The sequence below is a fragment of the Streptomyces mutabilis genome (assembly GCF_046628145.1).
Lineage (GTDB): Bacteria > Actinomycetota > Actinomycetes > Streptomycetales > Streptomycetaceae > Streptomyces > Streptomyces mutabilis.
Genome location: NZ_CP176874.1, coordinates 5,033,286 through 5,047,009, shown reverse-complemented (window position 1 = coordinate 5,047,009; position 13,724 = coordinate 5,033,286). Strand labels below are relative to the sequence as shown.

The window sequence follows — 13,724 nt, the reverse complement described above, 5'->3', positions numbered from 1 at the left end:
AGCGTGGCAACCGTAGGTTGTGCCAGGCAAGCAAAGGCCAGAGAATCACTCGATGTGATGACTTGTGGCGCCGGGGGGCTTCACGCAGGCACTTTCTCCCCGCTATGGCGGCCGTCACACCTCCTTGCCGGGGCTCTCGCCCCCGCCGTCACCGGCCTCCTCGTACACCGGCGGCGTGGTGTCCAGGCCCAGGGACTCGCGCGCGGTGACCGTGCTGTCGGCCTCGATGAGCAAGAGGGCCTTGTCCAGGTGTTCGTAGTACGTGTCGGCGTCGGCCGCCTCGGACGCGAGGCCGAACTCCTCCCGTGCCGTGTCCAGGTCCTCGACCAGGTCGGCGACCGGCCGCTCGGCGGTGGCGGGCCAGCTGTGCCCGCGCAGCATCCCGGTCTCGCGGTCGAGCGCCGTCGACACCCGACCCGCCCAGGACCGGTACCCGGCGAGGTCGTCCTCGACGGTCTGCGCCGCGGGCATCTCGTCCATGGCGAGGTTGAGCTGGAACTCCGCCGTCAGGTAGGCGTGCTGGTCGGTGTCGAGCGTCGTGGCGTCGTTGCGCAGGGAACCGGTCAGCGTGCCCCGCTCGTCGGTGTTCCCGAACAGGCAGGTGACCTCCCGGTCGCCGCCGCGCCAGCTCTGCGAGGTCGGCGTCAGGTAGTACACGTCCACGTCGGTCGGCAGGGCCCACCGGTCCATGGCGTAGGTGTCCTGGAGCGCGTAGCACCGTTCGTCCGCGATCCGGGTGATCTCCCCGTCGCCGGGGAAGGCACCGCCCGGCAGGTCGAACACGGCGAAGACCTCGCCGTCGTGCTCCCGCGCGCAGGGCACCTGGTCGACGTCGTACGTCACGCCCTGCAGGGAGCCGCTCGGGGTGGTGAAGCACTCCCCCTTCTCGAGGGCGTAGGCGGTGCCCTCGCCCCGCGCGGCGTCCCGGAAGCCGTCCCAGAAGTCGGCGGCGGCGCCCGTGGAGAGCGACAGCACCCACAGGGCGAGGCCCACGGAGGACAGCACGGAACCGGCCACCGCGAGGCCCTTGCCCCGCTCGCCCCGCTTCCTGATCCGGGCCAGCGCGATCAGGCCCAGCACCAGCCCGACCGCCGGCACGAAGCAGAGGACACCCAGCACGAAGGCGGCAATGGCGAGACCGTTGACGGGCGGCCGGCGGGGGTACGTCCCGTACGCCCCGTAGGGCTGCCCCCAGGCGCCGCCCGGGTACTGCTGCTGCGGCGGGTACGGACCCTGCGGGTACTGCCCCGGGGGGTACTGCTGCGCGGGCTGCTGCCCCGGGTACTGCCCCTGGGCGTGGGGCTCTTGGGGGCCGGGCGGCGGCGGTATGGACACGTGTACCGTGCTCCTGTTTCGGGCGGTGACGCGGAGGCGCCGCGGGGCTGGCGGCCGGGCCGCCCGCGAGGTGGGCCGGCCGATCACTGAGCGCATGTTAAGCGCGCGGAGGGCGAGGACGGCATGCGGGTCGCGAACGCGACGGTCCGGGCGGTGAACGGGCTCACGGCACGCTGGGCGGCCACGACGGGTGGGGGCACGGTGTTCTCGGCGGTGGGCGTGTGGCCCCTGCTGGCCCTGCTCGCGGACGGCGCGGCGGGCGCGGCCCGGGCGGAGCTGGAGGAGGCGGTGGGCCTGCCGGCCGACGACGCGGCCCCGGCGGCCCGCGAACTGCTCGCCGCCCTCGGGTCGGTGCGCGGTCTGGAGGCCGCCCTGGGCCTGTGGACCGCGCGCACGCTGGAGCTGCGCGAGGAGTGGGAGGCGGGGCTGCCCGCCGACGCGCACGGCGTGCTCACGGGCGACCCGGAGGCCGACGGGGCGGCGCTGGACGCCTGGGCGGCGAAGCGCACGGGCGGGTTGATCGAGCGGATGCCGCTGACGGTGACTCCGGACACCGAGATGGTTCTGGCGAGCGCGCTCACGCTGCGCACCCGGTGGCTGAAACCCTTCGAGGAGGGACACCTCACTCCGGAGGCCGGCCCCTGGGAGGGCCGTGAACTGGCGGGCCTGTGGCGCCACAGCACCCTGCTGGACCGGATCGGCGTGGCGGACACACCCGACGGTCACGTCACCGGGCTGAAGGTGCTGGGCGACACCGCCGTGGACGTCCATCTGCTGCTCGGTGAGGAGGGCATGACGCCCGGACAGGTGCTCGGGGCGGGTGTCGGCGTCCTCGCCCGCAGGCACCCGGTGACGCCGGGTTCGCACCTGCCGTACGGGGAGGTGGGTCCGGGCCTCGACGTCGTGCGGGAGCACACGATGCTCCCCGAGCCGCCGACGCTGGAAGTGACCCTGCCGCCGTACGCGGTCACGTCAGAGCACGATCTGCTGGAACGCCCGGAGCTGTTCGGGCTGACGACGGCCGTGCGGCCCGTGCCCGGCCACTTCCCCGGCGTCAGCCCCCGCCCGCTGTGCGTCGAGTCGGCCCGGCAGTCCGCCCTGGCCCGGTTCGACGCCCGGGGGTTCGAGGCGGCCGCGGTGACGACGTTGGGCGGGATGGCGGCCGGCATACCGGAACTGCGCTGGCTGCGCACCACCGTCCGGGCCGTCTTCGACCGCCCCTTCGGTTTCCTCGCCGTGCACCGGCACACGCGCCTCGCCCTCGCGGCGGGCTGGGTCACCGACCCGGAGCCGTTCCGCGAGGACGAGGTCATCGGCACCTACGGCTGATCAGGCGTCAGAACTGCAGGGCCCAGGCGTCGATCCGCCCGGTGTCCCAGGACGCGTTGTCGCTGACCCGCAGCTTCCACGTGCCGTTCGCGGTCTCCGAGGAGGCGTTCACGGTGTACGTGGTGTTGATGTCGTTCGCGCTGCCGCCGGTGCCGTACGCCTTGAGCGTGTAGGCGGTGCCGTCCGGGGCGACCAGCTGGACCTGGAGGTCGCCGATGTAGCTGTGGACGATGTTCACGTCGACGGAGAGCGCCGAGGGCGCGTTGCCGGAGACGCCGGAGACGGTCACCGGGGACTCGACGGTGGCGTTGTCCCGGATGGTGTAGTCACCGGTGTTCTCGAAGCGGTCGCCCGGCGGGGGCGTGGTGCCGCCGTCGCCGACGTACAGCAGCCGGTTGGGCGAGCCGCTGCCGGGGTTGGTGACGACGCCGCTGGTGGCGGCGGACGTCAGCGCGGAGGCGACCTGGGCGGGGGTGGCCGAGGGGTTGTCGGCCAGGTGGAGGGCCGCGGCCCCGGCGACGTGCGGGCTCGCCATCGACGTACCGGAGATGGTGTTGGTGGCCGAGTCGCCGCTGTTCCAGGCCGAGGTGATGGAGGAGCCCGGCGCGAACAGGTCGAGGACCGAGCCGTAGTTGGAGTAGGAGGCGCGGGCGTCGCTCGACGTGGTGGCGCCGACCGTGATCGCCTCCGTCACCCGGGCCGGGGACTTGGTGGAGGCGTTGGTGGACTCGTTGCCGGCCGCGACGACGAAGGTGACGCCGGAGGCAATGGCGTTGCGGACGGCCGCGTCGAGGGCACTGTCCGCGCCGCCGCCCAGCGACATGTTGGCGACGGCCGGCTTGGCGGCGTTGCGGGCGACCCAGTCGATGCCGGCGACGACCTGGGCGGTGGTGCCGGAGCCGGAGTTGTCGAGGACCCGGACGCCGACGACCTTCGCCTGCTTGGCGACGCCGTACGCGCTGCCCGCCACCGTGCCGGCGACGTGGGTGCCGTGGCCGTGGCCGTCCTGGGCGGTGTTGTCGTTGTCGATGGCGTCGTAGCCGTAGGAGGCGCGGCCACCGAAGTCGCTGTGGGTGATGCGCACGCCGGTGTCGATGACGTACGCCGTCACGCCCTGTCCGGCGCTGTCCGGGTAGGTGTACGAGTTGTCCAGCGGGCGGTTCTGCTGGTCTATGCGGTCCAGGCCCCAGGAGGGCGGGTTGGGCTGGGTGCCGGTGACGTGGAAGGTGCGGTTCTGCACGACGGAGGCGACGGCCGGGTCGGCGGCGAGACGCTTCGCCTCGGTCTCGGAGGCCTCGACCGCGTAGCCGTTGAGGGCCTTGGTGTAGGTGCGCTCGATGTCGGCGCCGTACTTCTTCGCCACGGCCCGGCCTTCGGCGGAGCCGGACTTCGCCTCGTCCGGCTTCAGGGTCACGATGTAGCTGCCGGCGACGGCGTTCACCGCGTCCTCGTACTGGACGACGCCCTCCGCGGCGGCCGGGGCGGCGCCGGCGGGGAGCGCGGAGACGAGGCTCGCGGCGAGAGCCGCGGTGGCGGCGGCACTGACGGCGGCCAGTCTTCGCCGGGTGGTGCGGTGGTGGTGACGCAGCACTGCCATGTGAGGGGTCCTCCTCGGTGGGGTGGTGCATGGTGGGGTACGTGCACGCCGAGCAGACCGCCCGTCAGGACATGGACAGGACACGGGTAAGTCATGACCATGTCAACGCGGGGCGGCTTTGGTGCGTCAGCCGAAAGATTGAGGCTTCCAGAGGAATTGCACAAGGGCCCTGCACGGATGTGCGGAGCCCCGCGTCGTTTGAGCGAGCCTCGCCCGCCACCGGTTCCTGACCCGTCGTTCAGTCCCCGAAGGCGGGGACCTGCCGCCGCGGGCGGGCGTCCCGCGCGACTTCTGGCCGGCACTGGACCGACGGCGGATCGCCGGTACGGAGGAGACGTACGAGGCCCTCGTCGCCGGCCTCGGCATCTGCCCCGGTTTCAGGACGTCCGCCGCTCACCCGCTGCGCACATGCGCCCGCACCCCCTGCAGCCCGAAGAGGACGAGCAGTTCCACCGCGCCGCCGTCGGCGCTCCCCAGCCAGTGCGGCAGGGAGGTGTCGAACTCGGCCGCCTCGCCGGGAGACAGGGTCAGATCGCGCTCCCCGACCAGCAGCCGCAGCCGGCCGCTGAGCACGTACAGCCACTCGAAGCCCTCGTGGGTCTGCGGCGTCGGTTCGAGCGGCGCGGGACGGCTCGGAATGATCATCTTGAACGCCTGGGTCCCGCCCGGCCGCCGGGACAACGGCACGAAGACCATCCCGAACCGCCGGATCGGCTTCAGGTGGATCCGGGGGTCGCCCGTGCGCGGGGCGCCGACGAGGTCGTCCAGGGGGACGTCGTAGATCCTGGCGAGCGGCAGCAGCAGTTCCAGGGTCGCCCGGCGCTGTCCGCTCTCCAGCCGGGACAGGGTGCTCTCGGACACGCCGGTCGCCGCCGAGAGGTGGGCGAGGGTGATGCCACGCTCGCGGCGCAGGGCGCGCAGGCGCGGGCCCACGGCGTCGAGCACGTCGTCCGTTCCGGCGTCGTCCATCGGGCCACCTTGCCACAACGGCAAGTTTTCGTGCCGGGTTCGGCGACGCGTGGTGAGACTGGCCGCGTCTCCTCCTCCCGGCCCAAGGAGTTCCGATGAGCACGACGGACCCGGTCGCCTTCTGGGACGGCCTGTACGCGGCCCGCCCGACGGCCACCGACCCCCGCCCCAACGCCCGCCTCGTCGAGACGGTCGCGGATCTGCCGCCCGGCGACGTACTGGACCTCGGCTGCGGCGACGGCGGCGACGCGCTGTGGCTCGCCCGCCGCGGCTGGCGCGTCACCGCCGTCGACATCTCACCGGTGGCGGCCGAGCGGCTGACCGCCCGGGCCCGCGCACAGGGTCTCGGCGACCTGATCGACGCCGCGCCGCACGACCTGCGCGCCTCCTTCCCGGAGGGCCGCTTCGACCTGATCTGCGCGCACTACCTCCACACCCCCTTCGAGCTGGACCGGTCGGCGGTCCTGCGCACGGCCGCGCACGCGCTGCGGCCCGGCGGGCGGCTGCTGGTCGTCGACCACGGCTCGACCGCGCCGTGGTCGTGGAACCAGGACCCGGACGTCCGGTACCCCACCCCGCGCGAGGTCGCGGCGGACCTCGGTCTCGACCCGGCGACGTGGCCGGTCGAGCGGGCGGACGCACCGCGCCGGACCGCGACCGGCCCGGACGGACGCACCGCGGAGGTCGTCGACCACGTCCTGATCGTCCGCCGCGACGGCTGACGCGTACGCCCGCGTCGCCCGCCCCTCATGGAGGCCGCCATGCCCAGCCCACCGCGTCGCACCCACCGCCGGGACACCCCTCCACCCCGCGCCCGAAGCAGCGAGGCCGAGACCCTGCGCGCGTTCCTCGACTATCTCCGGGACTCGATCGCCGCCAAGGTCGACGGCGCCCCGGAACCGCAGGTCCGCACGGCCGCGGTGCCGTCCGGCACGAATCTGCTCGGGCTGCTCAACCACCTGACCCACGTCGAGCGCGCGGTCTTCCTCGGAGAGGACGTGCGGGACTGGCCGGCGACGTTCCGCGCGGCACCGGAGGACACCGTGGCCGGGATCGTCGCCCGCTACCGGGAGACCGTCGAGCACGCGAACCGGGCACTCGACACGTGCACCGACCCGGGCGAACCGCTCCCCCGCTCCCGCCCCGACCGGCCCGCCCCCAGCGTCCGTTGGGCCCTCACCCACCTGATCGAGGAGACCGCCCGCCACGCCGGCCACGCGGACATCCTGCGCGAGCTGATCGACGGCTCGACGGGACGCTGACTCGGCGGCTGCGGCGCGACACCCAACGTCAGCCGCCCGCGATACGCCGGCACCAGCGGCCCGCGATGCTCCGGCGTTCCGCCGATCTAGTGCGTGCGGCGCCGGAACAGCGCCCCGGCCGCCGCCACCGACACCACCGTGATCCCCGCGCACCACGCCAGCGCCAGCCACGGGTCATCGCCCACCGGCCGGTCGAGGAGCAGACCGCGCATGGACTCGATCACCGGCGTCAGCGGCTGGTGCTCGGCGAAGCCGCGGAGCCAGGACGGCATCGTGTCGATCTGCACGAAGCCGCTGGACGGATACGGCAGGAAGGCGATGAGGAAGGTGAATCCGCCCGCCGCCTCCGGGGACCTGGCGATCAGGCCCACTCCCGCCGACAGCCACGACAGCGCGACGATGTAGCAGACCAGCACCCCGATCGCCGCGAGCCACCCGGCCGCCGACGCCTGCGGGCGGAAGCCGATCGCGGCGGCCACGCCGAAGACGACCGCGGTGGCGGCGAGGTTGCGCACCACCGAGGCCGCGACATGTCCGGCCAGGATCGCCGTACCGGCGACGTCCATGGACCGGAAGCGGTCGATGATCCCGCCCCGCATGTCGTTCGCGACGCTCATCGCGGTGTTGCCGGCGCCGAAGCCGGCACAGAGCACGAGCACGCCCGGCACCACGTACTGCACGTACTTCCCGCCGGTCTCGATCGCCCCGCCGAAGAAGTAGACGAAGACCAGCATCAGCATCACCGGCATCACGAGCGCGGTGATCAGCGCGTCGGGTGTACGGGCGCTGAGCCGGACGGACCGGCCGGTCAGGGTGAGGGCGTCAGACATGGGCGGGCTCCTCGCGTTCGTCGTGGCGCGCACTGCCCGTGAGGGCCATGAAGACGTCGTCGAGGGTGGCGCCGTGTACCGCGAAGCGGGTGACGAGGCGGTGCTCCGGGTCGACGGCGTCGAGGAGTTCGCGCACGTGGTCGGCGCGACCGCTGGTGGTCACTGCGAGCCGCAGGCCGTCCGGGTCGCGCCGCACGACGAGGTCGCCGAGCAACCGCACGGCGGTTCTGTACGCCTCGGGGTCGGCGAGAATCAGATCCAGCCGCTCGCCCGCCACTCGCCGTTTCAGCTCCTCGGCCGTGCCCTCGGCGACGATCAGCCCGCCGTCGATCAGCGCGATCCGGTCGGCGAGGTTGTCGGCCTCCTCCAGGTACTGCGTGGTGAGGAGGACCGTCACCCCGGAGTCCGCCAGTCCGGCGACCAGCTCCCACACCTCCTGCCGGCTGCGCGGGTCGAGTCCGGTGGTCGGCTCGTCGAGGAAGACGACGGCCGGCTCGCCGACGAGCGACGCGGCCAGGTCGAGGCGCCGTCGCATGCCTCCGGAGTACGTGCCCACGCGCCGGTGCGCCGCGTCGGTGAGCCGGAAACGGGCGAGCAGCTCGTCGGCGCGAGTGCGGGCGGCGGCGCGTGGCAGGCCGGCGAGCCGGGCCGTCATGCGGAGGTTCTCGGCGCCGGTGAGCTCCTCGTCGAGGGCGGCGTACTGGCCGGTGAGGCTGATCGTCCGGCGGACCGCGGACCGCTCGGCGACGATGTCGCGCCCGGCGATGCGGGCCTCACCGGCGTCCGCGGCGAGGAGAGTGGCGAGGATCCGGACGGTGGTGGTCTTGCCGGCGCCGTTGGGCCCGAGCAGGGCGAAGACGGTGCCGGGGGCGATGGCGAGGTCGATGCCGCGCAGGACACCGACGTCTCCGTAGGACTTGGCGAGGCCGCGGGCCTCGATGGCGGGTGGGCTCTCCACGCTGACTCCTTGCCGACTCTTCTGCGTACGTCACACGCGCTACTGCGTAGACCATACACGTCACTGCGTAGAACGTACACGGTACTGCGTATGACATAAACTCACTCGTCATGGAGAGCGAGACCCCGGACCCCTTCCCCGCCGGCCTCGAGATCGCCTGGGGTCTGCGCGACCGCCCGCACAAGGGCCCGAAGCGCGGCCTGACCCTGGACGGCATCGTGACGGCGGCGATCACCGTCGCGGACGCCGAGGGCATCGAGGCGGTGTCGATGAGCCGAGTGGCCAAGGAGCTGGGCGCATCGACGATGGCTCTGTACCGGTACGTATCGACCAAGGACGAGCTCGTCATGCTGATGGTCGACGCGGCGATCGGCCCGCCGGTGCCACTGCCGGAGACGGCCAGGGGCAACTGGCGGGCAGGGCTGGAGCACTGGGCGACGGCGATGCGCGATTGCCTGCTCAGGCACCTGTGGGCCGTCCCGCTGGTGGCGGCACACGGCCCGCCGGTGACGCCGAACCAACTGGCCTGGCTGGACCAGTGCCTGGCAGTGCTGGCGGACACGCGCCTCGGTCACGGCGAGAAGATCGCGGTGTCGCTGCTGATCAGCGGCCAGGTGCGGAGCGAGCTGAGCATCCTGTCACTGCTGCACCAGGACCCGGAGGGGTCGGCGCGGCGGATGGCGGGTTACGGGAAGTTCCTGCGCCGGGTGACGGAGAGCGGCCGGCTTCCGGCACTGCGCGATGCGGTGACAGACGGCGCCTTCGACGACTTGGACGCGGACACGGCACCTTCGGCCGACGACTTCGACGACTTCGCCTTCGGACTCGCGCGGGCGCTGGACGGGGTGGCGGCGTACCTGGGCGAGTGAGGGTGGTGCGGTCTCCTGCGGGCAGGGCCCGACTCCGAGGAGCCGGGCCTTGTCCGAACTGCGCGTTCGCCGGATCGGTGATGTCGCGACCGGCAGCCCGCTACACGTCGAAGCGGAGTGCCTGCGGGCTGGCTGCGGACCGTGGGACACCCTCACTCGGATGACGTGGGCCTCTCGTCCGTCATACCCAGACGAGCCTGTTCCTCCTCGACGATCCGACGTGCCAGCTCGGTGTCCGACACGTCGACCGCGTCCGGGGTGGCTTCGGCCACTGCGCTGCGGCGGGCATAGGCATCGAACAGGCGCGTCTTGGTTTCCAGCATCTTCACCATGCGTTCGTCCACGCCTCCGGTGGCGAGGAGACGGTGCACGCGAACCGGCCTGGCCTGGCCCATCCGGTGGGCCCGGGCCACCGCCTGATGTTCGATGGTCGGCTTGACCTGGGGTTCGCAGATGACGACGACGGAAGCGGCCTGCATGTTGAGGCCGACGCCCGCTGCCTGGATCTGCCCCAGGAGCACCGCGGGGCCCTGGACACCGGCGAAGTCGTCGACGATCTCCTGGCGGCGCTGGGCCGGGACGCCGCCGGTCAGCGGACCGAACACCGGTGTGACCCTGAGGGTTTCGGCCGCGAGGGCCTCCTTCACCACGGCCAGTACGTCCTTGAAGTTGGAGAAGACCACCGTCTTCTGCCCGTTCTCGCCGGCCTCCTGAACGATCTCCCGAAGCCGTTCCAGCTTGGCCGACTTCTCGGGGCGCATGTACGCGGCCCTGCGCATGGCCATGAAGTTGCCCGCGCGCACGGCTTCGCGGTACGCCTCATCGTCCGAAGTACTCAGCTCTTCCCACTCGTCGGTCTGCTGAAGGCTCGGGAGTTCCGTCAGCACGTCCTCCTGGTTGCGCCGCAGGTAGACCGGGGCCACAACCTTGCGAAAGGCAACCGATCCGGCCAACGCGTCCCGTTCACCGAGGGAGTCCGCGACGTCGCCGTCGAGCATCCGCACCAGGTTGTGGAACTCCACGACCTTGTTCTCCATCGGTGTTCCGGTCATGAAAAGGGTGCGCTCGCAACGCTCCGCCCACAGGCCGACCGCCTGGGACCGCTTGGCCTTCGGGTTCTTCACGGAGTGCGCTTCGTCGACCACCAGCAGCCCGACCTCCCCACCGCCCGGAGCAGGAAAGCCGCGCAGCGCGTCGAACGTGGTCACCCCGACGCCGCCCCGCCCCTTCCAGTCGGCGAACGCGTGGTGCCGGTCGGGACCGTGGAGCACCATGACGCGCAGGGCGCTGCGGGCCTCGATCTCCCGTGTCCAGTTCACGAGGACGCTCGCGGGGCAGACGACCATGAAGTGGCTCTGTCCCTCGGCGGCCAGGTGGGCGAGGACGGCGATCGCCTGGATGGTTTTCCCGAGGCCCATCTCGTCGCCGAGTATCACCTTGCGCTGCGCAAGCGCGAACCGTGCGCCGAACGCCTGGTAGCCGCGCAGGGAGACCCGCCGGTGCGTGTCGTCGAGGTGCTGGGTCCGTACCCGCTCTGCAACCTCGTCCGGCAAAAAACCCTCTGCGGCAGCCGCGTCCGGCGGCCGTCCGGAGATCTCGGCGAGCAGGCTGTAGTACTCGGCGGAACGGAGTTCGAAGTCCACCCAGGCCGCAACGTCGGACGAAGGACCTCGGAGCAGGTCCACCGACGCCTGGGCGAGCAGCTCGGGCAGGCCGGCCTGCTCCGCCTCGTCCACCAGCGACCGGGTCGCGGCGACCGCCGCCCACGCGCGAGCCCTCTTCTCCCGGCCGGCCAGAAGCATACGGACCCTTCCGGCGGCCGGTCTCGCGTCGGCCAGCAACGGACCGAGCCGTTCCGTCAGGACGGTGGCCTTGTCGACCGCACGCCGGGCCTCCGGGCCGGCCTCCACCAGTACGTGCAGGGCCGTGACGAGCGCGGTGGTGCGCGGTTCCGGCCGGTCCACGTCGATGTGGACGGCCACGGTCTCGTGCACGGCCTCGGAAAGCCGGCGGGCCGCGGCGAGCATCTGGTCGACGGTGCGCTGCCCGACACCGGGAATCTGCCGCAGCCGGTAGGGGCCCGCTTCGAGAACACTGCCCAGGGTGCGCAGTCCGCTCCTCTCGACGCTCCCCAGCCGCAGTCGCCCTTCGGTGACGTCCTGCAGCCGGGCGACGGGAATGGCGTCGAGCTCCCGCTTCACCGCCGCATCGTGGATCGGCCTCAGTGCTGCCCTTACCGCCTCCACTGCCCTTCCGTGGTCACCGACCACTGTCTGCGCCGCCTCGTACAGTCGCGCTCCCCTCTCGACCGTGTCCCGCTCGCCACGCCCCACGCTTCCCGCCCCTCTCCGGCCCTCCCCGCATCCTCCCACCGCCCGCACCCGGCCTCGACGGGCGTTCTCAGCTTCCTGCGGACCGACCGAGCCCCGGCTCGGTCATTTCGCGCCACAGGACTTACGACCACCGGTAGGATTGGCACCATGAGCGGTAGTAGGAAGTATTCGATCAGCCTGCCCGAGGATCTCGCCGAGGCCGTACGCGCCCATGTCGGGCCCGGCGGTTTCTCCGCCTACGTCGCCGAGGCTCTCGAACAGAGGGTCGCCATGGACAAGCTGCGGGAGATCGTCGCCGACTTCGAGACCGACAACGAAGCGCTCACCCGCGGAGAGGTCGAAGCGGCCCGGGCGCTGCTGCGCCACGACCACCGGCAGGCCGGCGGGGCCGCCGCCTGATGCCCGGAACCCTCCTGCTCGACAGCGAAGGACTCTCGAAGCTCTACCGCAAGGACCGCACCGTCGCCGCTCTGGTCCAGGCGGCGTCGGAGGAGGGCGTCCGCGTCGCCACAAGCGCCATGACCACGCTAGAGGCCGACTACGAGCGCATCCACCCGGCCCGCATCAAGTGGGTCCTCTCCCGCATCGACGTTCACGACGTCACCAAGGAGATCACCGACCGGGCCGCCACGCTCCTGCGCGCCCATCACCTGCACGGCCACAAGTACGCCATCGATGCCGCCTTCGCCGTCATCGCCCGCGACGCACCCCGGCCGGTCACCGTCCTCACGTCCGACCCCGAGGACCTGACACTCCTTTGCGGCCCTTCCGTGGAGGTCGTCAAGGTCTGAGGCTGCCCGTCACGCCGACAGACCTGCCGCTGCCCCACATCGCGGGCAAGGACCCCACACGGACAGACACCTGTGCCCGACCCACCGACAGGCGGGTCGGGCACAGTGTTGACGCTACGTCAGACGTTGAAGCGGAACTCCACCACGTCCCCGTCCTGCATCACGTAGTCCTTGCCCTCCATGCGCGCCTTGCCCTTCGCGCGGGCCTCGGCGACCGAGCCCGTCTCGACCAGGTCGTCGTAGGAGATGACCTCGGCCTTGATGAAGCCCTTCTGGAAGTCGGTGTGGATGACACCGGCGGCCTCGGGCGCGGTGGCGCCCTTCTTGATGGTCCAGGCGCGGGATTCCTTGGGGCCGGCGGTCAGGTAGGTCTGCAGGCCGAGGGTGCGGAAGCCGACGTGGGCGAGGGTGGCGAGGCCGGGCTCGTCCTGGCCCACGGACTGGAGGAGTTCCAGGGCCTCGTCCTCGTCCAGCTCGGCGAGGTCCGCCTCCAGCTTGGCGTTGAGGAAGATCGCCTCGGCGGGAGCGACCAGGGCGCGCTGCTCGTTCTTGAAGTCCTCGTCGGTCAGCTCGTCCTCGTCGACGTTGAAGACGTAGAGGAAGGGCTTGGTGGTGAGGAGGTGCAGGTCGTGGAGGAGTTCCGCGCGCTCGGTGCCCTGGAGGATGCCCTGGGAGAAGAGGGTGTCGCCCTTCTCCAGGATCTCCTTGGCCTCCTCGACGGCCTTGACCTTCGGCGCGACGTCCTTCTTGATGCGCGACTCCTTCTGGAGGCGCGGGAGGACCTTCTCGATGGTCTGGAGGTCGGCGAGGATCAGCTCGGTGTTGATCGTCTCGATGTCGTCCTTGGGCGAGACCTTGCCGTCGACATGGACGACGTTCTCGTCCTTGAAGGCGCGGATGACCTGGCAGATCGCGTCGGACTCGCGGATGTTGGCGAGGAACTTGTTGCCCAGGCCCTCTCCCTCGCTCGCACCGCGCACGATGCCCGCGATGTCGACGAAGTCGACGGTGGCCGGGAGGACCTTCTCCGAGGAGAAGATCTCGGCCAGCTTCGTCAGGCGGGGGTCGGGGACGCCCACGACGCCGACGTTGGGCTCGATCGTGGCGAACGGGTAGTTGGCCGCGAGCACGTCGTTCTTGGTCAGGGCGTTGAACAGGGTCGACTTGCCGACATTCGGCAGACCGACGATTCCGATCGTGAGCGACACGTTGCGACTTCCCGTACGTGAGGATGCGGAGGGTGGGGCGGGCCGGGCAGGGGGCCGATCCACCAGTCTACGGGGTGGCCGGAGTCGGACTCGCGCGGTGTCGAAGAGCGGCCGGGCATCGCCGCACGGCGTGTCTGTCGGGCTATTCGGCACATAAACCGACCTAAGTTGGTCCAGTGGAGCAACACAGGACGCGACCTGCGCAGTACGGACCGCGACGGGACCGGGCATCGCTGCCCCCGC

At 71.7% G+C, this 13,724-nt stretch carries 13 protein-coding genes and 1 pseudogene; 7 read left to right on the top strand and 7 right to left on the bottom strand.

Going from position 1 to position 13,724, the window contains the following annotated elements; translation table 11 throughout:
* Positions 1-114: 114 nt before the first annotated feature.
* Positions 115-1,335, bottom strand: a complete 1,221-nt coding sequence (locus tag ACLIN4_RS22905; RefSeq protein ID WP_289904226.1) for a DUF4190 domain-containing protein — start codon at positions 1,333-1,335, stop codon at positions 115-117.
* 123 nt (positions 1,336-1,458) lie between these two features.
* On the opposite strand from ACLIN4_RS22905, the gene ACLIN4_RS22900 reads away from it, so the two are divergent.
* Positions 1,459-2,664 (top strand): serpin family protein, encoded by a 1,206-nt coding sequence (locus ACLIN4_RS22900; protein ID WP_290014211.1) that lies wholly within the window; start codon positions 1,459-1,461, stop codon positions 2,662-2,664.
* Between the two features lie 7 nt (positions 2,665-2,671).
* Here the strand turns inward: ACLIN4_RS22900 and ACLIN4_RS22895 are convergent, their stop codons facing one another.
* Positions 2,672-4,261: a S8 family peptidase gene (locus ACLIN4_RS22895; RefSeq protein ID WP_290014210.1), complete on the bottom strand. Its 1,590-nt coding sequence runs from the start codon at positions 4,259-4,261 to the stop codon at positions 2,672-2,674.
* 259 nt (positions 4,262-4,520) lie between these two features.
* Here ACLIN4_RS22895 and ACLIN4_RS22890 point away from each other — a divergent pair.
* Positions 4,521-4,631, top strand: a pseudogene (locus ACLIN4_RS22890) (LysR family transcriptional regulator); the annotation flags it as partial.
* Positions 4,632-4,654: 23 nt separating this feature from the next.
* Here the strand turns inward: ACLIN4_RS22890 and ACLIN4_RS22885 are convergent.
* A complete protein-coding gene (locus ACLIN4_RS22885) occupies positions 4,655-5,230 on the bottom strand; it encodes a helix-turn-helix domain-containing protein (protein WP_100046196.1) in 576 nt (191 codons plus the stop codon).
* Positions 5,231-5,325: 95 nt separating this feature from the next.
* On the opposite strand from ACLIN4_RS22885, the gene ACLIN4_RS22880 reads away from it, so the two are divergent.
* Both ACLIN4_RS22880 and ACLIN4_RS22875 read left to right on the top strand, forming a co-directional pair.
* Positions 5,326-5,952, top strand: a complete 627-nt coding sequence (locus ACLIN4_RS22880) for an SAM-dependent methyltransferase (protein ID WP_100046195.1) — start codon at positions 5,326-5,328, stop codon at positions 5,950-5,952.
* A gap of 39 nt (positions 5,953-5,991) precedes the next feature.
* Positions 5,992-6,492, top strand: a complete 501-nt coding sequence (locus tag ACLIN4_RS22875) for a DinB family protein (protein WP_411576158.1) — start codon at positions 5,992-5,994, stop codon at positions 6,490-6,492.
* 86 nt (positions 6,493-6,578) lie between these two features.
* Here the strand turns inward: ACLIN4_RS22875 and ACLIN4_RS22870 are convergent, their stop codons facing one another.
* Positions 6,579-7,322 (bottom strand): ABC transporter permease, encoded by a 744-nt coding sequence (locus ACLIN4_RS22870; protein ID WP_107476898.1) that lies wholly within the window; start codon positions 7,320-7,322, stop codon positions 6,579-6,581.
* Positions 7,315-8,280 carry an ATP-binding cassette domain-containing protein gene (locus ACLIN4_RS22865; RefSeq protein ID WP_107476899.1) on the bottom strand — a complete coding sequence of 322 codons (966 nt, stop codon included), beginning with the start codon at positions 8,278-8,280 and terminating at the stop codon, positions 7,315-7,317. The genes ACLIN4_RS22870 and ACLIN4_RS22865 overlap by 8 nt, the downstream gene beginning before the upstream one ends.
* A 110-nt stretch (positions 8,281-8,390) precedes the next feature.
* Here ACLIN4_RS22865 and ACLIN4_RS22860 point away from each other — a divergent pair, with 110 nt between their 5' ends.
* The gene (locus ACLIN4_RS22860) at positions 8,391-9,149 is read left to right on the top strand and encodes a TetR/AcrR family transcriptional regulator (RefSeq protein WP_290014207.1); all 759 of its coding nucleotides are present in this window, start codon (positions 8,391-8,393) and stop codon (positions 9,147-9,149) included.
* Positions 9,150-9,301: 152 nt separating this feature from the next.
* On the opposite strand, the gene ACLIN4_RS22855 is transcribed toward ACLIN4_RS22860, so the two are convergent.
* Positions 9,302-11,482, bottom strand: a complete 2,181-nt coding sequence (locus ACLIN4_RS22855; RefSeq protein WP_411576157.1) for a DEAD/DEAH box helicase — start codon at positions 11,480-11,482, stop codon at positions 9,302-9,304.
* A gap of 147 nt (positions 11,483-11,629) precedes the next feature.
* Between ACLIN4_RS22855 and ACLIN4_RS22850 the strand changes: the two genes are divergently transcribed.
* Positions 11,630-11,881: a hypothetical protein gene (locus ACLIN4_RS22850; RefSeq protein ID WP_289904236.1), complete on the top strand. Its 252-nt coding sequence runs from the start codon at positions 11,630-11,632 to the stop codon at positions 11,879-11,881.
* Positions 11,881-12,273 carry a DNA-binding protein gene (locus tag ACLIN4_RS22845; protein ID WP_107476902.1) on the top strand — a complete coding sequence of 131 codons (393 nt, stop codon included), beginning with the start codon at positions 11,881-11,883 and terminating at the stop codon, positions 12,271-12,273. Before ACLIN4_RS22850 ends, ACLIN4_RS22845 begins: the two co-directional genes overlap by 1 nt.
* 119 nt (positions 12,274-12,392) lie before the next feature.
* Here ACLIN4_RS22845 and ychF read toward each other — a convergent pair whose 3' ends face one another.
* Positions 12,393-13,481 carry a redox-regulated ATPase YchF gene (gene ychF, locus ACLIN4_RS22840; protein ID WP_100046190.1) on the bottom strand — a complete coding sequence of 363 codons (1,089 nt, stop codon included), beginning with the start codon at positions 13,479-13,481 and terminating at the stop codon, positions 12,393-12,395.
* Positions 13,482-13,724: the final 243 nt, after the last annotated feature.